This window comes from Paludibaculum fermentans (genome assembly GCF_015277775.1).
GTDB lineage: Bacteria > Acidobacteriota > Terriglobia > Bryobacterales > Bryobacteraceae > Paludibaculum > Paludibaculum fermentans.
In genome coordinates this window covers 4,859,924-4,885,233 of record NZ_CP063849.1, presented here as the reverse complement: position 1 = coordinate 4,885,233, position 25,310 = coordinate 4,859,924, and the positions used below count along the sequence as shown (strand labels likewise).

The following is a 25,310-nucleotide window of genomic DNA, read 5'->3' as shown; positions in this document are numbered from 1 at the left end:
ATAGACACAATGACCGAGGCCGCATAACAAAATCCTCTCGTTCTTAGACTACAACCATAAGTGCTGACGTTTCAGGCCCGGTGAGTGGATACAGGATTCGTCCGGCCAGCTTGGAGTGCTGCGCGGAAAGCCGAAACCGCAGGCTACAATAAGAAATTCATGTCTCAGTTGCTGAAAGACAAGACAACGCTCGTCCTGGGGCTGGCAAACCGCTGGTCCATCGCCTACGCGATCGCCCGCGCCTACCGCCGGGAAGGCGCCGGACTGATCCTCACTTACCAGGGGGAAAGGCAAAAGGACGTAGTGGAAGAGCTGGCCCGCGACCTTGATGCTCAGAAACTGGTCTGCTGCGATGTGACCCGCGAGGATGACATCCAGCATTTGACGGAGATGTTGAAGTCGGAAGGCATCCGGCTCGATGCCGTTGTTCATTCCATTGCCTTTGCCAACAAGGAAGACCTGGCGCGGCCGTTCTACGAGACCTCGCGGGACGGGTTCCTGCTGGCACAGGAAGTCTCCTGTTACTCTCTGGTGGCGATCTCCCGGGCCGTTGCGCCCGTCATGACGGAAGGCGGGTCGATCATGACACTGTCCTACCTGGGCAGCCAGCGTGTCATGACCAACTACAACGTGATGGGCGTGGCCAAAGCCGCTCTGGAAGCCAGCGTGCGGTACCTGGCGAGTGAACTGGGTCCGCGGAACATTCGTGTGAACGCAATTTCAGCCGGTCCTATCAAGACCGCTTCGGCTCGCGGCATTAAGGATTTTTCGAAGATTCTGGATCATGTGACGGAGACCGCTCCCCTCCGGCGCACGACCGATCCGGCGGAAGTGGCCGACGCGGCTGTCTTCCTGGCGTCCGAATTGGGCCGCGGCGTGACGGGCAACATCATGTACGTCGACTCCGGCTATCAGATAATGGGCATTTAGCCCGAGCCCAAAAGCACGATTCAGTTTCACAAACAGGAAAAGGGCGGCCCCGCTGCGATAGCGAGGCCGCCCTTTGGGTTGGACCCGGAACTAGAACGTGAAGCGTGCAGTGAGCTGCAGGCGCCGTGCGTAATTGTCCTGGGTGGAGGCGTTGATCTGGCCGAAGCCGGTGGCGCCCGCGCTCTGGGCCGTGGTCACCGTCATGTTCGGAGCGGGGAAATACGGGTGGTTGAAGGCGTTGAGCGCTTCCGCGCGGAACTGGAAGTTCATGCCTTCCCGAATGCGCGTGTCCTTGATCAGGGCCAGATCAACATTGTTCTGGCGCTGACGGCGGAGTTGCGCGAAGCGCAGCGGCCACCAGCGGAGCTGGTTGCTGAGCAACTGCTTGGTGCTGACGGTTTCAAAGCCGCTCACATTGAACCAATGGTCAGGTGTGCGCTGATCCTGCGGCAGCAGGATATCGGCCGGGTTGCCGTAATAGATGCTGTTGGCCCAGGCCAGCGGGAAGCCGCTCTGCAGCGACCAGATGCCGGAGGCCTGCCATCCGCCGACCAGGCGGGAGACGAAGCCGTTGGAGTTCGACAGCATGGGCTTGCCCTTGCCGAACGGGAGTTCCCAGATTCCGCTGATGTTGATGCGGTGCGGGGCGTCGGCGTCGGAGATTTCCCGAATGGGCAGCGGGTCGGCCGCGTTCAGCAGGTTTGTTGCCTGCATCCACTTGGACAGGGTGTAGCTCCCCATGACCGTGTAGCCCTTGCTGAATCGCTTCTGGAGCGAGATCTGCATGCTGTGGTACCAGGAGTAGCCGGAGTTGTCGCTGGTCGTGATGCTGTTGGAGCCAAACGCGGGATAGGGCGACAGCAGGGTCTGCCGCGAGATTTGCGCGCTGGTGTAGGTGCCTTGCGTATTGCCGGGGACCAAGCCCACCAGCGGGTTGGAGATATTGGCGCTGAGGTAATTGTTGTTTACGTCGTCGCGCACGCGCGAGGTGCTCCAATACTGCAGCGGCAGCGCATTGATGTTGCGTCCCAGACTCGAGGAAGTTCCGCTGGCCGTGGAGACCTCGATGTGATTGGTCTTGCTGCCGATATAGCTGGCCTCCAGGCTGTAGCCCTTGAGCTCGCGCTGGACGCTGAACTCCCAGCGGTTGGTCATGGGGAGCTTCGGATTCTGGTTGAAGAACGAGAAGCTCTGGCCCAGGTAGGTGGCGTAGCCGTCGGCGGCGCCTCTCGGCTCGGAGACTCCGTCCGGGAAGGGATTGGCAAGGGTGGTGGCCCAGGTGAGGCCGCTATCCCGCGTCAGCACCATGTTGGTGTTCTGGCTGAAGCCGTTCTGAATGACGTCGCCGCGGCGCTCGCCGAGGAAGCCGGCGAACATACCGAAGCCCGAACGGATAACGGTCTTGCTGTCCAGTTGGTAGGCGAAACCGATGCGCGGCAGAAAGACGTTCTTCGGCGTGTTGTAAAGACCGCCGTCGTTGCCGTTCACGCCCGCAAAGGTCATGCCGCCCCTAAGCGCGAAGGCGCTGGGCGGAAGCTGCGCGAACCCGCCCGAGATATTCGGGTAGATGCTCGCATAGTTGGCCTGCGCGGCGGCCGAGATGCTCTGGGTGTAGTTCGGGTCGAAGCCCAGGGCGCTGCGGTTGTAGCGCTCCTTCAGCGGCGTTTCGAACTCATAGCGGACGCCGATGTTCAAGGTAAGCTTGCGGCTCAGCTTGAAGTCGTCCTGGATGAAGAAGCCCCAGCTCTTGGAGGCTTCAATATAGTCCGCCGACCGGGCGATGCTGCCCGAGCCAGGCAGGCCGAGGAGCAGTGCGGCGACTGACTGCCCGATGCTGCTGGGCGACGCCGACGCGTTGTCCAGCGGGCCCTTGGTCCACGTGGAGTCGAACGTGAACTGGCCGCTCTGGGCATTGCTGAAGAACTTGTCCGCTTCCTGGTAGACGCGGAACTCAAAGCCCGTGCGGATGTTGTGCTTGCCGGCGGACTTGGTCAGTGTGGCCGACGCCGTGTGGTTGTTCACGGGGCGTAGTTCGCCGGTGAAGCCGTTGCTGATGTAGCCAGTCAGGTTGACGCGCGGGAAGCGCGCGATGTCGGTGGGCACCTGCTTGGCAAACTGCTGGGAGAAGCCGAGCTTGGTGACATCAAAACCTTCGCCCGACGCCGGGCCGTCGGAGCCGCGGATGAACCGGTTGTAGCTGTAGCGGGTGTTCAGCACCATGGTCGGCGACAGCGTGATGACGTGGTCGATCATGCCTGCCTTGGAGTCAAACAGGAACTGCGTGCCGGTGAATGCGTTACCGAAGTAGTCGTTGTAGAGCGAATCGCGGCGGTACTGGCTGATGCGGACGAACAAGCGCTGGCGGTCGCCGAGGTTCTGGTCGACGCGCACCGTGTTGTTGTAGTAGTCGGCCGTTTCCGCCAGGCTGGCGTCGCGGAAGTTCCCGATTCCGACCGCATCACCGGCTGACTTCGGCGTGGTGGGATACCAGTCGAGGATCGCCTTTCCGACGGCGTCGAAACGCGCTTTCGGAACGATGTTGCCGGCGAACGGGGTCTGCTGATAGCGGCCGTTGGCGAGCTTCACGCGGGTGGCTGGATCGTAGATGGCATAGGTGGAGCCGCTGGCCAGAAGGGCGGAGAAATCGCCGTCGTGCATGGCCGCCGTGGGCACCGTATTCGATGTGTCGTCATGGCGGGGCCGAGAGTCCCTGATGCCTTCATAGCCCCACAGGAAGAATGTCTTGTTGTGGCCGTTGTAGATCTTCGGGAGCACGACCGGGCCGCTGATCGAGCCGCCCCAGCGATTGAACTCGAAGTTCGGCGTGGGCAGGCCCGACTTGTTGTTGAAGAAATCGTTGGCCAGCATGTTGGGCCGGTAGAACGAATACCCGGCGCTGCCGTGGAGGTCGTTTGTGCCGGACTTGATGCTGATGTTGGTTACGCCGCCCTGGGTCTGGCCGAACTGGGCATCGAACGTGGCCGTCTGCACCTTGAATTCCTGCACGATGTCCGTCGGAGGAACGTAGGAAGCCGTCACTTCGTTGGCGTTGGCCGTGGCCGTGGAAGGCGCGCCGTCGATGGTTAGGTCGTTCAGGTTGCCGCGCGTGCCGCCCATCGAGTAGTTGACGATGTGCGTGGGCTCGAACGGACGGTCCAGGCGGACGCTGCCGTTGAAGGTGACGCCGGCGGTCAGGCCGATGAGCAGGAACGGGTTGCCGTAAGACAGCGGCAGGTTGGCGACCCGCTTGGAGTCGATGACAGTGCCGGTGGAGGCGGATTCCGCGTTCAACAGCGGCAGGTCCGACGTGATGGTGACCGACTGGTCCTGCGTACCGATCTCGAGCGCAATGCTGATGTCGAGGCGGTCCGCGATGCGGACTTCGATTCCGCTGCGAGTGGCCTTTTTAAAGCCAGCCGCGGTGACCTCCACCTGATACACACCAGGCGAAAGCAGCGGCGCTGTGTACAGGCCGTCTGAATTCGTCGTCAACGTCAATTTATAGCCCATGGCCGAGTTGGCTACCACGACCGTGGCGCCAGGCAATACGGCTCCGCTCGGATCAGTGATCTTTCCGAGTATGGTGCCTCTGGCATCCTGCGCCCAGGCCGGTAGGCCCGTCAGCAGGACGAATATCGCAATAAGCGAGAAAATGCGACTCTTCATTTCCATTCCTTTCTAATTCGCTGCGCCGGCCCGGTCAGACACGGTTCCCAGCCGTGTGATCCGGACCCGCTGAAACTAACCCAACTCATCGCGCGTTGACAGGCGCGCGATGCCTGAATACCCAACTCTGCGGAGGCGGCCGACACAACTGAGGGGAGACTCCTCATTCCGCCACCAGCCTGATACGGCCCAAAAGCCCGGAAAGCTCCGGCTTCAGGTTGCGCATATCCTGCATTTGGAACCGTTCGCCGTACTTGGCCGCGACTGCTTTGTAGTCCGGCTCACCCTGGCTGGCCAGGCGGTTGATCGACGTATTGGCCACGACCACCCGCAACTCATTCCGGCCTTCCTTCAACAGGCCCGTGAGCTCCACCCGATAGGGTGGCGCCCACACCGACCCGGCCCGTTGTCCATTCACATAAACCACAGCGGCATCCCGCACCGGCGCCTGCAGCCAGGCCCGCATGCCGTTCGCGCTGCGCGATTCCGGAATCGGCGTGGCTTCACCGAAGTCCAGCACCACGCGGTCGCCGCTCAGCTGCTTCGAAACCGTAACCGCCTTCTCGTACACCGCCGTGCCGGAGAAATGGCGCGTCGCCGCGTCCTCCGTCCACGACCTCAACCGGTCCATCGAAACAGACTTGTCCAGCCCTTCAAAGCTGACCTTCCAGTCAGTGCTGAGATCCATGCCCCCGCTCGTGGCGGACTTCGCGGGTACGGCTGGCTTTGCGCCGGTGGAGAGAATCGCCACTAATGACGAGTAGGGAGGCAGTGTGATCTCATCTCCGAGCGCGAGGGTCCTGCCCGAAAGCGGATCCAACCACTCAGGCTTGAGACCCTCCACCCGGAATCGTACTTTGCCCGTATAAGCCTGATTGCTCGTATTGGCGACGAAATAGATTTCGCTGTCCGCCAGTTTCCGGTGTGCGAATCCCAGTTGGGGATTGGCCGGAGCCCACGTCAAATCCGGAGTCCTCGATGCGGTGAGTGCCGCCCCGAGGTTCTTGTCATCGGCGACAAAACGGCCCGGGGCGCCGGCGGCGTCGAACAGCCTGGCTGAGATCTCCCGAATCTGCCTGGCCTCATTCTCCGCATCCAGCAACCCCGGGCCCAGCGAAGGCTTACGCCTCACTGCCACTAGAAGTCCGCCACCAGCCGCAAACCGTTCCAACCAGCGGTAGCTTGACAGGGGGATCCGTTCCACATTCGGCAGCACCACGATGCGGTAGCCGCCGCTAGCCAGGGCCTGCTCCAACAGGCCGTCGTCGACGCCGTCGAAGCCAAAGCCGGCGTCCAGGATCTGCGGAATCACCTCGGGCCCGGTCACTTCGCCCATCTGGCGGTCGATGGAGACCCGGCCCGAACCAGCCGTAAACCGCGCGCGCGTATCGCCGACGGGCACATACAACGCCACGTCGTTGGCCGGTTTGCCCTGCCGCAGCAGCCAACTGAGGCGCTGCAGATAGGCGGATACATCGGGCATCACGATCCACCACGGGTTGTTGTCGTTAAACGATGCGGCGGCGTAGAAGCCCCAGCCGGGCTTGCCTGCGCTCTCAGGCGAATAGGGCCAGCCATGACCGATAAGTTGGTTCACGCCCTGCAGGAAATGCCGGTCGGCTTCCGCCTTGATGTCCAGCGGCGTGGCCGCGAAAGTAGGCGAATGCAGCCACGTCCACGTCTCGGTCGCCGTGACAGGCTTTCCCAGAATGTGGTTGGCCGACGAGGCCCATCTGGTGGCGCTGAACTGCCGCCAGTGCGGTTGCTCGCCGTCGGCCAGGTCGACAAACCGCTGGCTGGAAAGAGTAACGGGCGGAGTGCCGTAAGTCTGCGACCGGAAGAGCGTTCCGTGCGCATGGGCCCACTCCCGGGCCGGCGCAAGGAATCGCTCTTCCACCAGTTCAGTAAGCGTCAGGGCCCAGTCGTTTCGAATGGCGCCCTTCTCCACCGTGAGCTCACCGACCAGGGCCGGCAGGTTCGGCTTGAGATCGTAGCCGCGTCTCTTCTGGAACTCCGCCAGCAGGTCAGTGGTCCAATCCGAGCCAAAAACTTCGAGGCTGTCATTGAAGACGGCGTACGGCGGGTTTCCGCCAAAGGCTTTCAGCAGTGGTTCCCCCACCGCCTGCAAGTGTTTGTCGAGGGCCGCCCGGTTGTAGTGGTCGAGAACCAACCCCTCCGCACCTGCTGAGGCCCGCTTCACCTTCATGCCCGTGTGGCCAGCTATAAAGAAAAGGTTCTGGTCGGCGAACGCTGCGACCAGTGATTCGCCTTCCTTGAGCACGGGAGCCGTCGCTCCTCGCTCCACCCGTAGCCTGCCAGCCGCTAGGGGCAGGGGGATGTGCGGACCACCATAAGGCCAACCACTGCCCAAGGTCATGTCGACCCGCAGACCCAACCTTCGCCCGGTTTCCGCCGCGAACTTCACGGAATCCAGGAACTCTGCCGACAGGAATGGCAGATTGCGGATCTTCTGTTCCGGGTTGTCCAGGGCCAAGGGGTAGACCGGCTGTATCTCGACGCCCCCGATGCCGCCCGCTTTCATGACCTCCAACTCGCGCTGCAACTCGTGCTGCGTGACCGCCGGACCGAACCACCACCACCGCATCATGATCCTGCTATCAGGCGGCGGCGCGGCGAATGAAGCTCGAATTGCATCAATGGACGAGGCGGACGACGCGACACCGGCCGACACGGCCAGGGCGATGAGACGGGCTGCTTGGCCCAGGCGGCGATGGTGCATTCAATGTCCCCTGAACGGACGGTGGAAGCTGACGTGGTTTTAGAGTGGCCTACAGATATATCAGTCGATTCCACGCCCAAAACGGTTGCGCTACACTACTGTTCGTGATTAGGTTCAGCTATTGACAGTGCGGGTACAACGGTTCGAGGCTAAGAAGATTCTAAGAAGATCTTGAATTTGAACGGTAACGTGTTGGAGAGACGGCGGATTTACAAGTTCGGCGCATTCGGTCTGGACGCCTCGGCGAAGATTCTTCTCCGCGAAGGCGAGCCGCTCCATCTCACCAGAAAAGCCGCCGAAACCCTACTGATTTTGGTAGAGCAGTCTCCTCAGGTTGTTACCAAGGAGGAGTTAATTGCTGCAATCTGGCCCGATCGGGTTGTTGATGAGGCGAATCTAGCCCAAAACATAGCGGTTGTCAGAAAAGCCCTGAATGTGGAGAAGGGCGCCGCCGGGTATATCGAGACCTTTGCGGGCCGAGGTTACCGCATTCTGGGTCCGGTTACCTGCCACGAAGAGCCGGCCCGCTCCTCCGAGCTTCACCCGCCAGTCCTCACCGAGCCGGAGTTGGCCGTGCCCACGACACCGGGTCAGCGCCCATCGAAAGATCGCCGTGTCTTCTGGTGGACCCTGGGGCCGGCACTGGCTGGAGTTCTGATATTGGCCGTTTTCCTGCTCTGGCCGCAGCCGGCTCCTGTCCCTCCGCACATCACCCCCGTGACGCGGCTGGGCGGTAAGGAATACCAGCCCTCCATTTCTCCCGATGGCACCACAGTGGCTTACCTGTGGGAGCAGGGGGTCGGAAAACCGGCCCAGATCTGGATCCAGCCTGCCGGCGGAGCACCCAGGCTCCTCAGCGCTGCTCCGGGTTCGTATTCCAGTCCAACCTGGGCGCCGGACGGTCGCTCCATCGCGTGCCTTCGATTCCGCGAGTCGGCTGGTGAGCTGGTGGTGCTGCCGGTGAACGGCGGCGCGGAGCGGGTGATTACGCCTGTCCTGGCGACTCGCTACGGCCTATCGAATCCTCATCTCGCCTGGTCACCGCGCGGTGACACCATCGCCATGGATGACGCTGTCAACCAAAGCCAGCCTTTGGGCATCTTCCTGGTCAGCGTCGGCACCGGGCAGAAATCACGCCTGACTCAGCCAGAGGACCTGATCATCGGGGACATCGATCCGCGCTTCTCGCCGGATGGCTCCAATGTTTCCTTCGTCCGCGCCTACCATCGCGCCTATCAGGAACTCTTCTCCGTGCCAACCACTGGCGGCGAGCCCCGCAAACTCACCTCCGATATCCGCGAGATCTCGGCGCAGGGCTGGTCTTCCGACAACCGGACGATCTTCTTCGCCTCCAATCGCGGGGGAGAATTCCGCATCTGGCGCCTGGAGCCGGGCCATGCCCCTGTGCCCACCGGCGTCTATGCCGAGTTCCCCATCCAGTTCTCCTTCTCGCTGAAGACGCATTCACTCATTTACACCGTAGTTCAGTCCGACCCGAATATCTGGCGCTTGAGCGTCAATGCGCCGCATACCTGGACCCGGTTGATCGCATCCACCGGGCAGGATGCATCGCCACAGTATTCCCCTGACGGTGCCCGCGTTGCTTTCCGCACAGACCGGACGGGCGAAGAGCAGATCTGGGTTTCCCTGGCCGATGGCAGCGGACCCGTCCAGGTCACCCAGGGCAAACTGCGTCCCTCCGTGGCACGTTGGGCTCCTGATGGGAAGTCGTTAATTTTCAATAACTCCAAGACGAAGGAGCTGTTCGTTGCCCGCGAGGAGAACGGCTCCTGGCAGGTGAAACCCTTCGGGGAGATCGGGGTGCATCCCGTCTATTCGCCCGATGGCCAGTGGATTTACGCCGGCCTGGACGATTCGATGGTCAAGTTCCCCGCGGCCGGCGGCAAAGGCCAGACCGTTCTGCAGACCCGCGGGCTGTCGCTCGACATCGCGCCCGACGGAAAAGCGCTCTATTTTGTGAGGGAGCCTGCCGACACCCAGTTGTGGACCGGCGATCTTCAGTCGGGCAAGGTGAGCCGGGTGCTGGAGGGGCTGGTCCCTTACTGCACCAGTTGCTGGGCGGTGGACACGAACGGAGTCTATTACCTGGGCGTGCGGACCAACAACTCGAGCCTGCAGTCCATCTACTTCCTGGACTTCAAAACCCATACGGCACGGTTGGTTGCCGATTACCCGGAGCCGATTCTGCCCATCGGCATCGGCCCGTTCTCGCTCTCCAGGGACGGCAAGTCGCTCTTGACGGTCCGGCTGGACCCCTCCAACAGCGACCTGCTCCGTGCCGATGTATTTCCCTAAGCGCCCGCTTCCAGGAACAGCCCGAACTCCGACAAAGCCGGGCAGACCGGCGATTTCGTCACCCGCAGGCGCACCTTCGCCGTAGTCACCTTTTCCGCTGTCCTGAACAGGCGGCACGACCCGACGCTGCCGGCCTCACCCACGGTCACCCAGTTGCCGTCTTTCCACTGATCCACCGCAATACCTTCCACCCGCTGGCCCAGTTTGAGGTTCTCGCGGATGCGGATCACGTTGAATGCGGTCTCCCGGCCCAGATCGAGCACCACCTCCGCCGTGGTCACCGCATCATCCGTACTCCAGAAGCTGTAGCGGTCGCCATCCAACAGGCGCTCAGGCCCAAACGTCTTGCTCTTCCCGCGCACGTTCGACGCCGTGACCTTGGCCTTGGCCGCCAGGTTCGTGGCGAAGGTGCCCCGCACCATGTCGCCGAAGCCTTTGATCGAGGCTACGTCGGTTTCGTGCAGCAGCCCGCGCCGATCCGGCGGGATGTTCAGCAGAAAGCTCCCGCCGCGACCCACTGACTTGTAGTAGAGATCCATCAGCTCGCGCGAGGACTTCACCTTCGCGTTTTCCTTTTCATGCCAGAACCAGCCCGGCCGGATGGATACATCGCACTCCGCCGGCAGCCACTTTGAGCCGCCGCGCGTGCCGCCCATCGAGTCCTTCGTCTTCACGTCGCCGGGTGACGCCGGTCCGCCGTCCTCGCCCACGGGCTCAAACGTCGCCCAACTTGTCTCGGCAGCGTAGCCCTTCTCGTTGCCCACCCAGCGGATATCGGGGCCCACATCGCTGAAGATCACCGCGTTCGGCTGCAGCTTCCTGACCAGCGCCCAGGTCGTGGGCCAGTCGTAGTAGGTCTTTTTGTCGATGCGTCGCTTTTCCTTCGCACCGCCATAGAATCCGTCGCCGCCGTTGGCGCCGTCGTGCCAGACCTCGTAGATGGGTCCATACTGCGTCAGCAGTTCGGTCAATTGAGCCCGGTACATCGTGACGTACTCCGGCGACGCGTACTTCGGCGTATTCCGGTCCCAGGGCGACAGATAGACTCCGAACTTCAGGCCGTGCTTCGCGGCCGCCTGTGAGATCTCCTTCACGACATCGCCATTGCCGCCACGCCAGGGACTGGCCTTCACTGAATGCTCGGTCGTCCTGGTCGGCCACAGGCAAAATCCATCGTGGTGTTTGCAGGTGAGAATCACGCCCTTCATGCCGCCGGTCTTGAGCGCCGCGACGATGGCGTCGGCGTCGAAGGCGGTTGGGTTGAAGATCGACGGACTCTCATCGCCGAAGCCCCACTCCTTGTCGGTGAACGTGTTCGTCGTGAAGTGCAGGAAGCTGTAAACCTCCATCTCGTGCCACAGCAGTTGCCGGGAGGACGGCAGCACGCCAAAGGGAGCGGGGGCGGCAGGGGCTGCCCGCAGGATGGAAGTGAGTCCCGCGGCGGCGGGAAGCGATAGGAGGAAGGAGCGGCGATCAGGCATATCGGATGGGTCTCTCCCTAGCACTATAGCGCTAGAGCCGCGCTACCCTCCGCGACGCCACGTTGCCGGATGCTTGAGGCCTGTAATACAATCCCCCCAGTGGTGGCTCCGGAGCCAAATGTCGCTTCCACGCACGAAGCGACCGCTGATGAAGCATTTGCAGGCATCCTGCGGAGCCCCTCGTTCGCCAAGGCGCCTTCCCTCCGCCAGTTGCTCACCTTCCTTTGGGAACATCGGAACTGCCCCATCAGCGAATATGCCCTCGCCACGAAGGCTCTGGGCCGCTCCTCCGCCTTCGACCCTCGCCTCGACGCCACCGTGCGCGTCGTCGTCGCGCGGCTCCGCCAAAGGCTGAAAGAGTACTACGAAGGCGAGGGCTCGAACTGCTTCCTGCGGCTCAGCATCCCCCTGGGCGGACACCAGCTTTCCGTTCAGTTCAAAGCGCCGGAACCCCCTCCGGAGCCGGTCGAGCTGGAACCCGCGCCTGTCCCGCATCGCCGTCCTTACCCCTGGATGCCCCTGGCTTTGGGCCTGTCGGCGGCTGTCGGAGGGCTGCTGATCGGCTTGCTGATTCCGCGTTCGGGCGAGGCGCGTCCCACCCTGGCTCCCTTCTGGACTGCCTTCCTGAAGGGCGGCAAACCGATCTCTGTCTATGTGCCCACTCCGGTTTTCGTCTCGTGGGCCGATAGCCCGGTGAGAATGCGCGACGTGCGTATCAACGACCCGCGGCGCATGCTCGAATCCAGTGAGATTGCGGCGCTGGCGAAACGCCTGGGCCCGCCTCAGTTGACTCAAAGTTACGCGGTCGGGCAGGACACCTTCGCCGCGGTGAAACTCATGCAGTTCCTGGAGAAGCGCGGCGTGCAGGTGCAGCTTGCGGGCACGGCCTCCATGTCAACCGTTGCTCCGGCAGACCGGAACGTCGTGCTCCCGGGGGCCGCCTGGAATAGCTCCGGCGTCAGTGCCGCTACCGCGGGCGCCAACTTCCAGGTTTCTGTTGAAGATAGCGACGTCATCCGGAATCTGTCGCCCAGGCCGGGCGAGAAGGCCGAATACCGCACACGCCGCATCAGCCCGCGGCACTCTGTCCGCTACGGCACCATTCTGCAGCGCACAACCTCTCCCGTCACCCGTCAACTTGCCCTGGCGGGGGTGGACACCGACGTCCTGGTGGGGTTCCTCACCACAACCGTCAATCTGGACGAACTCGAACAAGCCTGGCAGCAGGCCGGCCGCCCGCCGGACTTTGAAGCCCTGGTCGAAGCCGAAACGGAGGGCGATACCGAGCCTCGCACACATCTGCTCGCCTTCCGGCCCATTCCTTCGCCCCGCTAGTTCCGAGGCGGCGCGGGTGAAGATGCCGGCTGGTTCGCGCACCCGCTCCAGGTTCCCCATTGGCCGCTTGATACAATCAAGGTCCGCATGAACACGCAAACCAAGGCCGCTCAGCTCAAGGAACGCCTGCTGGCCGGTGAGACCGTGTTGGGCTGTTTTCTGAGCCTCGGCTCGCCTTTGACCGCTGAATTGATGGGACTCGCCGGCTACGACTGGTCGCTCATCGACCTGGAGCACGGGGCGGGCGGGGAAGTGGAGGCGCTGGCCCAGATGCAGGCGCTTTCGGCTACATCATCCGCAGCCATCGTCCGTGTCGAATCGAACGCCCGCCAGCGCGCCCACCGCGTGCTGGATTGCGGCGCCCACGGCGTCATGTTCCCGCGCATCGATACGGAAGAGGACGCCCGCGCGGCCGCTGCTGCCATGCGTTACCCCCCACTGGGAGTCCGCGGCGTGGCCTTCTCCAACCGTGTCTGCGAGTATGGAGCGAACTTCCGGCCTTACCTGGAAGCCTCCGCCACCGCCCTGCTCACCATCGTCCAGATTGAAACCCGCACCGCCGTCGACAATGTCGATGCGATCGCCTCTGTCGACGGCGTCGATGTCCTCTTCATCGGACCCTCGGATCTCTCGCACTCCTACGGGGTCCTGGGCCAGTTCGACCACCCCGAATTCTCCGCCGCCATTGCCAAAACCGTTGAGGCCGCGCGCCGCCACGGCAAGGCCCTGGGCATCCTGCTACCCAAGCCCGACGACATGGAGCACTACCGCTCGCTGGGTTTCCGCTTCATCGCTTCCGGCTCGGACGCCGTGCTTTTGAACAACGCGGCCCGCTCGCTGGTGCACAATCTGCGCACCCAACTGGCGTGAGAATCACGCTTTTCGAGGGGCGTCAATCCCCTACCCGCAGCATTGACAGTACCTTAATCTCTTTTCTATCCTCATATTCGTCAAGCTCACGAGATGAGGACGAAGACCGTCTATTTCTCCTGGGACGGAACTCGTCCCACATCCCCGTTAAGGATGATTAAATGATCAAGGTCGAAGGACTGACCAAGCGTTACGGCCGCAATGTCGCCGTGCAGGGCATCAGCTTCGAAGTGGAAAAGGGTCAGATTGTTGGCTTCCTGGGGCCGAACGGCGCCGGCAAAACCACGACAATGCGGATCCTTACCTGCTTCATGCCGCCCACCCAAGGCACAGCTCATGTAGCGGGCTTCGACGTGCTCGAAGAGCCCATGCAAGTCAAGAAGCGGATCGGCTATCTGCCTGAAAATCCACCCGTTTACCCCGAAATGGAAGTCGAGGAGTATCTCGCCTTCGTCGGACGGTTGAAGGGGATCCCCAGCGCCGAACTGGCCAAGCGCGTGGACGAAGTGGCCGAGCGCTGCGCCGTCGCCGATGTCCGCAAGAAACTCATCGCCAAGCTTTCCAAAGGTTACCGGCAGCGCGTCGGCCTGGCCCAGGCCATTATTCACAACCCCGACGTGCTGATTCTCGACGAACCCACCGCCGGTCTCGATCCCAAGCAGATCCACGAGACGCGCGACCTCATTCGCTCCCTCGCCGGAGAGCACACCATCATTCTGTCCACCCACATCCTGCCCGAAGTCGAACAGACCTGCGACCACGTGGTGATCATCACCAAGGGCCGCATCGTCGCCACCGACTCCGTGCAAAACCTGACCTCCCGCCTGCGCGGCCAGGAAGCGGTAGCCGTTCAGGTCTCGGGCGGCGAGGAACCCGTCATCCGCCAGCGACTGGAGCAGGTGGCCGGCGTCAGCCGCGTCGTCGCCCGCGACACCCACAACGGCGTCTACTCCTTCGAGGTCGAATCCCTGCCCGGCAAGAACGTGCGCGCCGAAGTCGCCCGCGCCGTGGTCGAATCCGGCTGGAACCTGAGCGAACTGCGCGCCGTGGCCCTGAGCCTGGAAGACGTCTTCCTGGAACTCACCGCCACCGAGAAGCCCGGTGAAGGAGACAAGCAATGACCAACGTCATCACCATCTGCCAGAAGGAACTCAAGAGCTACTTCTCCTCGCCCATCGCTTACCTGCTCATGGCGATGTTTGCCATCGTCTTCGGCTTCTTCTTCTGGAATGCCGTCGGCTACTTCGTCAACGTCAGCTTCCAGTCGCAGGCCATGGGCCGCAGCTTCCCCATGGATGTGAATGAGATGATCATCCGCCCGCTGCTGATGAACGTTTCGGTGATCGGCCTGTTCCTGATCCCGCTCATCTCCATGCGCCTGTTCTCGGAAGAGAAACGCTCCGGCACCATCGAACTGCTGCTCACCTCGCCCATCCACGACGCCGAGATCATCATCGGCAAGTGGCTGGCCGCCGTCGCGCTCTACGGCTGCATCCTGCTCATCAGCGGCCTCAACTTCTTCTTCCTGTTCGCCTACGGCAAGCCCGACTGGAAGCCGCTGGTCATCGGCTACCTCGGCCTCATCCTGCAGGCCGGCGCGCTGCTCGCCATCGGGGCCTTCGTCTCCACCCTCACCCGCAATCAGATCATCGCCGGCGCCGTCACCTTCTCGGTCTGCCTGCTGCTGTGGGTCTTTGAATGGGTGGCCGGCTACGAGACCTCCACCTGGGCTGCCGTCATGGGCTACATGTCGGTGGTCCGCCACTTCGAGCCCTTCTCCAAGGGCGTATTGGATACACGCGACGCGGTCTACTTCGCGTCCATGATCTTCCTGGGACTGTTCCTCACGGCGCGGAGCCTGGAATCGCTCCGCTGGAGAGCGTAAACGCGAGGAGACACCACAATGAGCAACACCTGGATGAAAAGCCGCCAGACCAAGTACACCGCCTACGCCGGCGTCTATATCGTCGTCATCATCGCGGTCCTTGCCACCGTCAACTTCCTGGCCAACCGCTACAACAAGTCCTTCGACGCGACCTCCAACAAGCGCTACTCCCTGTCCGACCAGACCATCAAGCTCGTCTCCGGACTGAAGCAGGATGTCACCATCTCCTACTTTGACGAGACCACCGGTTTCGCCAAAGCCAAGGACCTTCTCGACCGCTACGACAACCTCTCCACCAAGCTCAGCGTCGTCTACATCGATCCCTTCAAGAAGCCGCAGCTCGCCAAGCAGTTCGGCATCACCCAGACCGGCACCATCGTCCTGCAGTCCGGTGACAAGCGCCAGGAAGCGCGCTCTGTCAGCGAGGAGGAACTCACCTCCGCCATCATCCGCCTGCAGAAGACCGGCGATCGCACAGCCTGCTTCACTACCGGCGCCGGCGAGCACTCGCTCGAGGACACCACCAATAGCTCCTATGCCGGCGTGAAGGAACTCGTCGAGAAGAACAACTACAAGACCCAGGTCATCAACCTGATCGAGAAACCCGAAGTGCCCGCCGGGTGCTCCCTGGTCGTGGTTGCCGGCCCCAAGGTCGACTATCCTCAGCCCGTCGTCGATGCGCTCAAGAAGTACATCGAGGATGGCGGCCGCGGCCTGTTCCTCTCTGATCCCCCGCTCAAGACCGGCAAGGAAACCGTGGCCGAAAACAAAGCCCTGCTCGATGTTCTCAACGGCTGGGGCGTCACTCTGCAGGCCAACCTGATCCTCGACACCTCCGGACTCGGCGGCCTCTATGGCATGGGACCCGAAGTCGCCCTGGCCACGCGCTACGAGACGCATCCCATCGTGCGCGAAATGAAGCGCACCGCCACGGCCTTCCCCCTCGTACGGTCGCTCGACGTGAAGCCAACCGACAAGACCACGGCTGAGAAGCTGGCCTCCACTTCCAAGAACTCCATCGCCGCCACCAACCTCAACGCGGCCGGTGGAGCGATCACCATGCCCAAGGGCGACACCCAGTCCTACACCGTCGCCGCCGCCGGCACCTATCGCACCGGCAAGCAGAACAACAACAACAACGTGGAAGGCCGCTTCATCGTGGTCGGCTCTTCCGACTGGATCTCGAACTACGCCCTCGGCTTCGGCGGCAATCGCGATCTCGTCATGAACATGCTCAACTGGCTCACCAACGACGAGGACCTCATCTCCATCCGTCCCAAGGATCCGGAAGACCGCCGCATCCAGCTCACCGGCTCGCAGATGCTGATGGTCCGCATGGTCAGCCAGTTCCTCATCCCGATCTTCGTCATCATCTTCGGGATCATGGTCTGGTGGCGCAGGAGGTAACCGGCACATGAAAGCGAGAGGATTACTCGTCGCCGTCGTCCTGCTGGCGGCCCTCGGCGGAGCTGTCTACTGGTCCAATAAGCAGCAGAAGGAAGATGCCGCCAAGCCGCCGGCCGGCACTCCTCCCAAGATCCTGACCCTCAACGAAGCCGACATCACGGCCGTTGACATCAAACGCCGCGAGGGCGAGAACACCTCCCTCAAACGCAGCGCCTCCAACGTCTGGGCCGTCACGGCACCGCAGGCCTACGACACCGACCGAGAAGCCATCAACAACCTCCTCACCGCGCTCACCTCCCTCAGCTCGGAGAAGGTGATCGAGGAGAAGCCCACTGACCTCGCCGGCTTCGGCCTCAAGACGCCTCCAGTTCAGTTCGTCATTTCTCTGAAGAACGGCAAGACCCGCACCGTCAGCCTCGGCGACGAAGCGCCCGTCGGCGGCGCGACCTTCGCGCAAGTGGATGGGGACGCCCGCGTCTTCACCATCGCCTCCAGCACCCGCGCCACGCTCGACAAGCTCGGCGTCGACTTCCGCGACAAACGCCTGCTCAAGTTCGACGTCACCAAGCTGGCCCGCCTGCAGCTCACCGTCAAAGGCGTGAACCTCGAATTCTCCAAGAACGGCCAGAACGAGTGGACCATCGTCAGCCCCAAGCCTATGCGGGCCGACGGCTGGCAGGTGGAGGAACTCGCGCGCAAACTCACTGACGCCAAGCTCGATCCGCTCCTCACCTCCGATCAGCAGGCCGACCTCGCCAAGCAGTTCGCCGCTTCCGCCCCGCTCGCCACCGTAGCCATCACCGACGCGGCCACCACCCAGAAACTGGAAGTGCGCAAGAACAAGGAGAACAAGTTCTACGCGAAGTCCAGCGTGGTGGACGGCTTCCATCTCATCACCGACGAGATCGGCAAGGATCTCGACAAGTCGCCTGAGGACTTTCGAAACAAGAAGCTCTTCTCCTTCGGCTTCAACGACCCCACCCGCGTCGACTACAAGGACTCAGCCAAACAGCTCAACGCCAGCAAGGCCGGCGACCGCTGGGTGGCCAACAACAAGACCATGGACTCCGTCGGCATCCAGTCGCTCATCGACCGCCTGCGCGACCTCTCCGCCACCAAATTCCCGGACTCCGGTTTCACCACGCCGGAGATCGAAATCGGCGTCACTTCGCAGGACGGCAAGGTCACCGAGAAGGTGTCTATCTCCAAGGCCGGCGATCGTTACATTGCGCGCCGCGAGGGAGAACCGTCACTCTATGAGTTGGAGGCCAAAGCCGTGTCCGATCTACAAAAAGCAGCCAGCGACGTGAAGGAGCAGCCACCGGCGAAGGGCGCCGGAAAGTGAGCGCGCTACTCACCGACCTTTACCAGCTCACCATGGCCGCCGGCTACTGGTGCGCCGGCAAGACCGGTGAGGTGGCCACCTTCGAACTCTTTGTGCGGCGCCTGCCGCCGAACCGCAACTTCATCCTGGCCGCCGGCCTCGACCAGGCGCTCGAATACCTCCTCAACGTCCGCTTCACTGAGGAAGAGATCCTCTACCTGAAGGGACTCCCACAGTTCCACCGTGTACCGGAGGGCTTCTTCGATGCCCTCCGCGCCTTCCGCTTCACCGGCGATGTCTTCGCCGCTCGCGAAGGCACGCCGTTATTCCCCGGTGAGCCCATTCTCACCCTGCGCGCACCACTGCTCGAAGCCCAGATTCCCGAGACCTTCCTGCTCGCCACCATCGGCTTCCAGACCCTCATCGCGACCAAGGCCGCGCGCATCGTCGAGGCTGCCGGAGGCCGCTCCGTCGTCGAATTCGGCACCCGCCGCGCCCACTCGCCCGACGCCGGAGTCTACGCCGGCCGCGCCGCCTACATCGGAGGCTGCACCGGCACATCGAACACCCTCACCGGCATGCGCTACGGCATTCCCGTCTTCGGCACCGCCGCGCACTCCTGGGTCCAGAGCTTCCCCACCGAACTGGAAGCCTACCAACGGCTCCAGGACCTGCTGGGCCCCGCCACCACCTATCTCATCGATACCTACGACACCCTGGAAGGCGCGCGCCGCGCCGCTTCGCTGGGCCGGCCCATGTGGGGCGTCCGCCTCGACAGCGGCAACCTAGTCGAGCTCGCCCGCGCTGTTCGCACCATCCTCGACGAAGCAGGCCTCACGGATGCCAAAATCATGGCCACGGGCGACCTGAACGAGTACAAGATCCTCGAGCTCGTGGCCACCGGAGCCCCCATCGACTCCTACGGCGTCGGCACCGAACTCGCGACGTCCTCAGACGCCCCCAGTCATGGCGCCGTCTACAAACTGGTGGAACTCGACGCCAACGGCTCGCGCCGCTTCACCGCCAAGATCAGTCCCGACAAATCCACCGTACCCGGAGCCAAGCAGATCTTCCGCTACCCCGGCCACGACATCGTCGGACGCGCGTCGGAGTGCTTCCTGCAGGGCTGCGAAGCCATGCTGCGCCCCGTCATGCTGGGCGGCGAAATCGTCGGACACCGGCCCACCGCCTCCGAGGCCCGCCAGTACGCCCGCGAAAGCCTCGACCGCCTGCCGAAGAAGTATCGCAGCCTCTTTGAATGCGACCCGCCCTACCGCATCGAACACAGCGCCGAACTCATCCAACTCACTGAGGAGTTCCGCCGGAGCGAACGATGAAGACCGTCTTCTTCGACATCGATACGCAGTTCGACTTCGTCAATCCCGCCGGAGCCCTCTACGTCCCCGGCGCCGAGCTCATCCTCCCCAACGTCGCGCGCCTCAACCAGTACGCCGCCGCCAACGGCATCCCGCTGATCTCCACCGCCGACGCGCACACCGAAACCGACCCCGAATTCGCCAATTGGCCGCACCACTGCGTCGCCGGCACCCTGGGCCAGCGCAAGCCGGAGACCACACTGGTCGGCCAGATCGTTTTAACCAAGCAGTCTGTGGATTGTTTTACGATACCTGGCCTGCCCGCGCTGCTCGACGAACTGGGCGCGGAGCGCTGCGTCGTCTACGGCGTTGTCACCGAAATCTGCGTCAAACACGCAGTCTTCGGCCTGTTGAGGACAGGCAGGTACGTGGAACTCGTCACCGATGCGGTGAAGAGCCTGAATGAGGATGCCGCGGCGCAAATGCTTCGCGACCTCGCCGCTCAGGGCGGCGTGGCGACAACCGTCGGCGCCGTCTGCCGTTGATCCGCCTGCTTAGGCGGCGGCTTCCGGAGGAATCGGCACGTCTTTGGCATCGCGCCAGAGACGCTCGAGTTGGTAGTACTCCCGCTTCTCTTCCGAGAAGATGTGCACAATCAGGTCGCCGAAGTCCCCGAGAATCCATTCGCCATTCTCGAAGCCTTCCACGTTGATGGGCATCTCGCCGGCCTCTTTCTTCATGCGCACGGCAATTTCGTCCCAGATCGCCTGGTTCTGGCGCTGGTTCGTGCCCGTGCAGATGAGGAAATAGTCGGCGAAGGAGGTGATTTCGCGGAGGTCCAAAATGCGGATGCCATCTGCCTTTTTGGCTTCGGCTGCCCGCAATGCAAGCTGCCACGTGGGGCTTTCCGTGACGACTGCAGTAGCTACTGCCCCGTTTTCTTTAGGTTTCCGCAAGCGTTCTGAGTGGAACTTCTCCTTATGCCGTATCGTACTACAATAAGAACAGTGCGCAAGTGTTTTGTTAGTTTGGCGTTCCTTCTCATAGGAAGCTTGCAGGCGCAGACCATGTACTCGCGTCATCAGCTACTCGACCGCGCTCTCAGCAGCGCAGCCGATATCGGTGACGATATGATCCTCAAGCGCACGCTCTACGGCACCCTCCGTCCCGACGAGATCAACATCGAACAGGCCGACGAGATGGTCGCCGCCTCCCAACGCCGCTTCGACCGCATCAAGGACCTCGTCGAGCAGGTCAAACCCCTCATTGAACAGGGGATCTACGCCCGCAACGAACTCACGCCCATCCTTGAGGAGCTCGACTACCGCCGCCGAACGCTCACCCTCGCCGAGTCCCGTGCCCGCTTCCTGCGCGAGATCGCCGACATGGCCAAGGCAGAACAGGCGATGGAGTCCAACCACGACGAAGACCTGGGTCCCAAGCCCCTGCAGGAACGCTACGACGGCAACGGCCTCTTCACCCCCAGCCTGATGCGCGACGTCGTGCTCTCCTACGAGAAGCAGTTCGCCAAGGCCCTGCCCATCAGCGCCAACGGCGAAACAGCCATCCACAAGGCAATGGGTTACGACCACCGCGGCCGCATCGACGTCGGCCTCAGCCCCGATACGCCCGAAGGCGTCTGGCTCCGCCAATACCTCGAATCGAAGAAGATTCCCTACTACGCCTTCCGCACCGCCATCCCCGGCCGCGCCACGGCCGCCCACATCCACATCGGCCCGCCCAGCAATCGCCTGCGCGCCGCCGACTAAGCCTGGCCCGGATCTCCGGCGCACAAGCCCTCTCCTTCGAACACCCCGTTATGCCAGACTGATCGCATGGCGTCTCCTAAAATCGAAGTCCTCATCCCACACGACGAAATCCAAGCCCGCATCGCCGCCCTCGGCGCCCAGATCACCGCCGACTACCAGGGCCGCTCCATCGTTCTCGTGGGCGTTCTGAAGGGCTCCTTCATTTTTCTGGCAGACCTGGTGCGCCATATCGATCTCCCCGTCCGCATCGAATTCATCGGCACCAAGAGCTATGAAGGCACCACCACCTCCGGCCAGGTGCAGCTCACCAAGGACCTCGATAAGCCAATTCAGGAGGAGGACGTGCTCCTGGTCGAGGACATCATCGACACAGGTCTCACCCTCAACTACCTCCAGCACGTCATGTCCCAGCGTGCCCCGCGCTCCCTCAAGATCGCCTCGTTCCTCGACAAACCCTCCCGCCGCCGCATCGCCGTCGAAGGCGACTATATCGGCTTCACCATTGAAGATAAGTTCGTCATCGGCTACGGCCTCGACTTCGACCAGCGCTACCGCAATCTCAAAGACCTCTGCATCCTCGTCCCCTAGCCCCTTCGGCACCTGCCATCTGTCTGACATCTGAAATTTTATATAGTTAACTGTATGAAGCGCCGCGACCTCCTTACCGCCTTTCCCTTCTCGGGTTACTCCCTGGCCGTGCTCGCGCAGGACCTCCACGCCCAATCCCTGCCGCCGGCCAAGCCCGACTTCGACATCGTCGCGCCGCCCAAAAATCGCCCCAAGACCATCCAGCACGAACCCAACATGACGCTGGTCGAGCTCAAGACCGACGTCTTCATCGCCGGTGGCGGCCTCGCCGGAGTCTGCGCCGCCCTCAGTGCCGCCCGCAATGGAGCCAAGGTCGTCCTCGTCCAGGACCGCTCCCGCCTCGGCGGCAACTCCTCCAGCGAAGTAAAGATGCACGTCGTCGGAGCCAATTCCCACCGCGGCCGGCCCGGCTGGCGCGAAGGCGGCCTCATCGAGGAACTCCGCCTCGACGACGCCGCCGGCAACCCGCAGCGCAGTTGGGAGATGTGGGACCTCCTGCTCTACGACAAGGTGGTCCGCGAAAAGAACATCACAGTCCTGCTGGAGACCACCCTGTACAGCGTGGTCAAAAAGGGCGAAGCCATCGACCACGTCATGGCCCGCTGCGACAAGAGCGAGCACCTCTACCGCGTCCACGCGCCGCTCTATCTCGACTGCACCGGCGACTCCCGCCTCGGACTGGAATCCGGAGCCCTCATGCGCACCGGCCGCGAAGCCCGCTCCGAGTTCAATGAATCGCTCGCGCCCGAGAAGCCGGACGAGGAGACCCTCGGCTCCAGCATCCTCTTTACGTCCCGAGACTACGGCCGCCCCATGCCGTTCACCCCGCCCAGTTGGGCTCGCAAGGTGACCAGGGAGCAGCTCCGCTTCCGCCCCACCAAGACCTGGGAATACGGCTACTGGTGGATCGAGTGGGGCGGCAACCTGAACACCATCTGGGACAACGAGCGCATCCGCTACGAGCTGCTCGCCATCGCCCTCGGCGTCTGGGACTACATCAAGAACAGCGACAACCACCCCGATTCCGCCAACTGGGCTCTCGACTGGCTTGGCATGATGCCCGGCAAGCGCGGCAGCCGCCGCATGGTGGGCGATCATCTCCTCACGCAGCACGATCTGCTCAAAGGCGAGTTCGACGACGCGGTCGCCATTGGCGGCTGGCCCATGGACGACCACCCGCCGGGAGGCTTCGACCGCTCCGAACTGCCGCCCAACACCGTGCTGAAGACGCCCGAGGTCTACAACATTCCTCTCCGTTCGCTCTACAGTAAAAACGTCCCGAACCTGATGATGGCGGGCCGCAACATCAGCGCCACCCACGCGGCCTTCACCTCTAGCCGCGTCATGGCCACCTGCGCCTGCGTCGGGCAGGCGGCCGGTACCGCTGCGGCTCAATGTGTCTCCGCCGGAATCCTCCCGCGCCAACTGGCGCAGGACCGCCCGCGCGTCCAGTCGCTCCAGCAGACACTGCTGCGCCAGGATCAGTCGTTACGCGGAGTGAAGAACGAAGATCTGCTCGACCTTGCCAAACAGGCGAAAGTGCAGGCGTCCGGCAGCGAGGAGCACTATCCCGCCCAGAACATCCTCGACGGCTGGGTCCGCGACATCCCGGGCAAAGAGGTCCATCAGTGGGCCGGAAGGCTCTCCTCGGATGGCGCCTGGATTGAACTCCAATGGCCGCGCCCGGTGAAGCTCTCGAGCATCCAGTTGACGTTCGACACCGGCTTCCAGCGCGAGTTGACGCTCTCTTCGTCAGATGGCGTGACGAAGGGAATCGTCCGGGCCCCGCAACCGGAGACGGTGAGGGACTACCGCATCCTGGCCGGAGGCAAAGAACTCGCCACGGTGACAGGGAATCACCAGAGGCTGCGCCGCCACCAATTCGAGGCGGTGACGACAGACCGCATAAGAGTGCAGATTTCGGCCACGAACGGCAGCGAACTGGCGCGTCTCTTCGAGATCCGCTGCTACGCCTGACCGGCCCGCAACCGCAACCGCGCGAACTGCGCCGCATTGAGTCACATTGAGCCGCGACCGTAAGGGAGCGGAGGAGCCACCGCAAGCCCCCAGGCTTCAGACGGGAAGACTCTCCCCGTCGCTAAAAATGCCGCGGCAAATGCAGCACCTTGAACAGGGGCTCACCCGCGCCCCACACCAACAGGAACAGGAACGCGCTGCCCAGCGCGACGTCATAGTTGCGCCCGGCCTCCTGCGCCAGCGGTGGCATCAAGCCCAAGCCCAGTGCGACCGCCACGGCCAATGCATGCCAATACCAGCGAATGTGGCTGAACCTCCACAACAGGAATAGGGCAACAGCCATCGAGATCAGGTAGGAAATCACGACCACGGAATTGTTCACGGTTACCTCCCAGCCGTCCCGGAGGAACCGGATCGCCCGCTTCCTGCCGGTCGCGGCTTCACTGCGCCTTCAATATAGCGCCGGCATCCGTGGTGTCAATGGGCTGCCTCCGCCGGATCCCCCTCCATCACCCACTCCAGGTTGAAGTGCGCATGCCGGATCGTCTTGTGCGGCTCCGTCTGCGGCAGGTGATTCAGGAACACGCTGTAGCTCGCGTGGATCGTCCCGTCCGCAGCCTGCACAATCGCCGGATAATGAAACGACCCCGGCTTCTCCGCCCGCTTGTCCAGTTCAATATGCCGGTTCCACTTCCAGGTCTTGCCCTCATCGTTCGAGATCGACAGGCACAGAGAATTCCGCCCGCGCTCCGTGTCGTTGTTGATCATCAGCCAGCGGCCGTCCTTCAGCGTCAACACTTCCACGCCTGTGCCGGAGTTCGGAATATCGGTATCCTCCGCGAACGTCCACGTCTCGCCGTTGTCCTTCGATTCGCTCTTCATGAGCCGCTTCGGCGGCGGACCGTTGTCCCGCATGTAGGCCACCAACCCGCCGTCCTTCTTGATCGCGAACGACGGTTGGATGTTGCCGTTGCCCACAATCGGGTCGGACGCGTGCCAGGTCAGCCCGTTGTCGTCGCTGATCGCCGCCAGGCTGATGCTGTAGCCGTCGGAATACAGCCCCACCACAATCCGGCCCGACGCCAGTTGTACGGGGTGCGGCCGGTTCATCCAGCCCATCCGCGAGAAGTACTTGTCCTTGGCCTTCTCCAGTTCGCGCTTCCAATAGTCGCCCTCCCGGCCCGAGGTGTACCGCGAACCAAACTCCTGCACGCGCTCCACCAGGTGGTTCGGCTTCAGCAGCATGATGTCGGCCCGGTCCCACTTGGGCACCCCGTCCCCGTTGTAGTTCGACGACACCCGGTAGCTCGTGATCGCCGATTCCCAGGTGTTCGCCACAATCGTCTGCCAGAACAGCCACAGCCGCTTATCGCGGTCCAGGAACAGCGTCGGATTCGTGTCCGGGAAGCCGGCTACATCGGCCAGCACGAACGGAGCCGACCAGCTCTTTGCGCCCTTCTTCTTCCGGGCGCCCATCACCTGCACGTCATCCGCCTGCCGCTCGCCCGAGCCGCGATACCAGCAGACAAACAGATCCCCGTTCGGCAGATACAGGATGCTCGACGCGTGGTTGTGTTTCACGTCCAGCGGGAAGACATCGTCCTTCTCAACAAACGGTTTCTCGGCCAGGGCGGTGCCGGCGAACAACAGGGTCGGCAGCAGGAGGCGGGACAACAGGGTATTCATTGCGATTTCAGCCATTCTCT

The 25,310-nt window shown here is 62.7% G+C and carries 19 protein-coding genes; 13 read left to right on the top strand and 6 right to left on the bottom strand.

Going from position 1 to position 25,310, the window contains the following annotated elements:
- Positions 1-159 precede the first annotated feature (159 nt).
- Positions 160-930: an enoyl-ACP reductase FabI gene (locus IRI77_RS19110; protein WP_194446638.1), complete on the top strand. Its 771-nt coding sequence runs from the start codon at positions 160-162 to the stop codon at positions 928-930.
- Between the two features lie 90 nt (positions 931-1,020).
- On the opposite strand, the gene IRI77_RS19105 is transcribed toward IRI77_RS19110, so the two are convergent.
- Together IRI77_RS19105 and IRI77_RS19100 are read right to left on the bottom strand one after the other, a co-directional pair.
- Positions 1,021-4,596, bottom strand: coding sequence for a carboxypeptidase-like regulatory domain-containing protein (locus IRI77_RS19105; protein WP_194446637.1), 3,576 nt, complete (start codon positions 4,594-4,596; stop codon positions 1,021-1,023).
- 163 nt (positions 4,597-4,759) lie between these two features.
- Positions 4,760-7,336 (bottom strand): glycosyl hydrolase, encoded by a 2,577-nt coding sequence (locus IRI77_RS19100; protein ID WP_194446636.1) that lies wholly within the window; start codon positions 7,334-7,336, stop codon positions 4,760-4,762.
- A gap of 171 nt (positions 7,337-7,507) precedes the next feature.
- On the opposite strand from IRI77_RS19100, the gene IRI77_RS19095 reads away from it, so the two are divergent.
- Positions 7,508-9,652, top strand: coding sequence for a winged helix-turn-helix domain-containing protein (locus IRI77_RS19095; RefSeq protein ID WP_194446635.1), 2,145 nt, complete (start codon positions 7,508-7,510; stop codon positions 9,650-9,652).
- Here the strand turns inward: IRI77_RS19095 and IRI77_RS19090 are convergent.
- Complete coding sequence (locus IRI77_RS19090) at positions 9,649-11,133, bottom strand: alpha-L-fucosidase (protein WP_194446634.1); 1,485 nt, start codon at positions 11,131-11,133, stop codon at positions 9,649-9,651. The two genes, IRI77_RS19095 and IRI77_RS19090, sit on opposite strands and share 4 nt — an antisense overlap.
- A 102-nt stretch (positions 11,134-11,235) precedes the next feature.
- On the opposite strand from IRI77_RS19090, the gene IRI77_RS19085 reads away from it, so the two are divergent.
- The 8 genes from IRI77_RS19085 to IRI77_RS19050 all read left to right on the top strand — a co-directional run bounded on the left by IRI77_RS19085 (position 11,236) and on the right by IRI77_RS19050 (position 19,815).
- Positions 11,236-12,468 (top strand): hypothetical protein, encoded by a 1,233-nt coding sequence (locus tag IRI77_RS19085; protein ID WP_194446633.1) that lies wholly within the window; start codon positions 11,236-11,238, stop codon positions 12,466-12,468.
- 87 nt (positions 12,469-12,555) lie between these two features.
- Positions 12,556-13,338: an HpcH/HpaI aldolase family protein gene (locus IRI77_RS19080; RefSeq protein ID WP_194446632.1), complete on the top strand. Its 783-nt coding sequence runs from the start codon at positions 12,556-12,558 to the stop codon at positions 13,336-13,338.
- Positions 13,339-13,499: 161 nt separating this feature from the next.
- Positions 13,500-14,459: an ABC transporter ATP-binding protein gene (locus IRI77_RS19075; protein ID WP_194446631.1), complete on the top strand. Its 960-nt coding sequence runs from the start codon at positions 13,500-13,502 to the stop codon at positions 14,457-14,459.
- Positions 14,456-15,223, top strand: coding sequence for an ABC transporter permease (locus tag IRI77_RS19070; RefSeq protein WP_194446630.1), 768 nt, complete (start codon positions 14,456-14,458; stop codon positions 15,221-15,223). Before IRI77_RS19075 ends, IRI77_RS19070 begins: the two co-directional genes overlap by 4 nt.
- An 18-nt stretch (positions 15,224-15,241) precedes the next feature.
- Positions 15,242-16,630, top strand: a complete 1,389-nt coding sequence (locus IRI77_RS19065) for a GldG family protein (protein ID WP_194446629.1) — start codon at positions 15,242-15,244, stop codon at positions 16,628-16,630.
- Between the two features lie 7 nt (positions 16,631-16,637).
- Positions 16,638-17,975, top strand: coding sequence for a DUF4340 domain-containing protein (locus tag IRI77_RS19060; RefSeq protein WP_194446628.1), 1,338 nt, complete (start codon positions 16,638-16,640; stop codon positions 17,973-17,975).
- Positions 17,972-19,291 carry a nicotinate phosphoribosyltransferase gene (locus IRI77_RS19055; protein ID WP_194446627.1) on the top strand — a complete coding sequence of 440 codons (1,320 nt, stop codon included), beginning with the start codon at positions 17,972-17,974 and terminating at the stop codon, positions 19,289-19,291. The genes IRI77_RS19060 and IRI77_RS19055 overlap by 4 nt, the downstream gene beginning before the upstream one ends.
- On the top strand, positions 19,288-19,815 hold the full coding sequence (locus IRI77_RS19050) for a cysteine hydrolase family protein (protein ID WP_194446626.1): 528 nt from the start codon (positions 19,288-19,290) through the stop codon (positions 19,813-19,815). Before IRI77_RS19055 ends, IRI77_RS19050 begins: the two co-directional genes overlap by 4 nt.
- A 9-nt stretch (positions 19,816-19,824) precedes the next feature.
- Here the strand turns inward: IRI77_RS19050 and rsfS are convergent, their stop codons facing one another.
- A complete protein-coding gene (rsfS, locus tag IRI77_RS19045; protein WP_228486204.1) occupies positions 19,825-20,226 on the bottom strand; it encodes a ribosome silencing factor in 402 nt (133 codons plus the stop codon).
- A 111-nt stretch (positions 20,227-20,337) separates the two neighbouring features.
- On the opposite strand from rsfS, the gene IRI77_RS19040 reads away from it, so the two are divergent.
- The 3 genes from IRI77_RS19040 (at position 20,338) to IRI77_RS19030 (ending at position 23,604) form a co-directional block, all read left to right on the top strand.
- Entirely contained in the window at positions 20,338-21,039 is a 702-nt protein-coding gene (locus tag IRI77_RS19040) for a hypothetical protein (RefSeq protein WP_194446624.1), read from the top strand.
- A gap of 66 nt (positions 21,040-21,105) precedes the next feature.
- A complete protein-coding gene (gene hpt, locus IRI77_RS19035) occupies positions 21,106-21,627 on the top strand; it encodes a hypoxanthine phosphoribosyltransferase (protein WP_194446623.1) in 522 nt (173 codons plus the stop codon).
- 54 nt (positions 21,628-21,681) lie between these two features.
- Positions 21,682-23,604, top strand: a complete 1,923-nt coding sequence (locus IRI77_RS19030) for an FAD-dependent oxidoreductase (RefSeq protein ID WP_194446622.1) — start codon at positions 21,682-21,684, stop codon at positions 23,602-23,604.
- 121 nt (positions 23,605-23,725) lie between these two features.
- Here the strand turns inward: IRI77_RS19030 and IRI77_RS19025 are convergent, their stop codons facing one another.
- Positions 23,726-23,986 (bottom strand): hypothetical protein, encoded by a 261-nt coding sequence (locus IRI77_RS19025; protein WP_194446621.1) that lies wholly within the window; start codon positions 23,984-23,986, stop codon positions 23,726-23,728.
- A gap of 95 nt (positions 23,987-24,081) precedes the next feature.
- On the bottom strand, positions 24,082-25,305 hold the full coding sequence (locus tag IRI77_RS19020) for a sialidase family protein (protein ID WP_194446620.1): 1,224 nt from the start codon (positions 25,303-25,305) through the stop codon (positions 24,082-24,084).
- Positions 25,306-25,310: the final 5 nt, after the last annotated feature.

Bases quoted from the DNA above. Each gene is read 5' to 3' on its own strand.
- IRI77_RS19110 (WP_194446638.1), top strand. From the start codon at position 160: ATGTCTCAGTTGCTGAAAGACAAGACAACGCTCGTCCTGGGGCTGGCA.
- IRI77_RS19105 (WP_194446637.1), bottom strand. From the start codon at position 4,596: ATGAAGAGTCGCATTTTCTCGCTTATTGCGATATTCGTCCTGCTGACG.
- IRI77_RS19100 (WP_194446636.1), bottom strand. From the start codon at position 7,336: ATGCACCATCGCCGCCTGGGCCAAGCAGCCCGTCTCATCGCCCTGGCC.
- IRI77_RS19090 (WP_194446634.1), bottom strand. From the start codon at position 11,133: ATGCCTGATCGCCGCTCCTTCCTCCTATCGCTTCCCGCCGCCGCGGGA.
- IRI77_RS19080 (WP_194446632.1), top strand. From the start codon at position 12,556: ATGAACACGCAAACCAAGGCCGCTCAGCTCAAGGAACGCCTGCTGGCC.
- IRI77_RS19075 (WP_194446631.1), top strand. From the start codon at position 13,500: ATGATCAAGGTCGAAGGACTGACCAAGCGTTACGGCCGCAATGTCGCC.
- IRI77_RS19070 (WP_194446630.1), top strand. From the start codon at position 14,456: ATGACCAACGTCATCACCATCTGCCAGAAGGAACTCAAGAGCTACTTC.
- IRI77_RS19065 (WP_194446629.1), top strand. From the start codon at position 15,242: ATGAGCAACACCTGGATGAAAAGCCGCCAGACCAAGTACACCGCCTAC.
- IRI77_RS19060 (WP_194446628.1), top strand. From the start codon at position 16,638: ATGAAAGCGAGAGGATTACTCGTCGCCGTCGTCCTGCTGGCGGCCCTC.
- IRI77_RS19050 (WP_194446626.1), top strand. From the start codon at position 19,288: ATGAAGACCGTCTTCTTCGACATCGATACGCAGTTCGACTTCGTCAAT.
- IRI77_RS19040 (WP_194446624.1), top strand. From the start codon at position 20,338: ATGTACTCGCGTCATCAGCTACTCGACCGCGCTCTCAGCAGCGCAGCC.
- hpt (WP_194446623.1), top strand. From the start codon at position 21,106: ATGGCGTCTCCTAAAATCGAAGTCCTCATCCCACACGACGAAATCCAA.
- IRI77_RS19030 (WP_194446622.1), top strand. From the start codon at position 21,682: ATGAAGCGCCGCGACCTCCTTACCGCCTTTCCCTTCTCGGGTTACTCC.
- IRI77_RS19020 (WP_194446620.1), bottom strand. From the start codon at position 25,305: ATGGCTGAAATCGCAATGAATACCCTGTTGTCCCGCCTCCTGCTGCCG.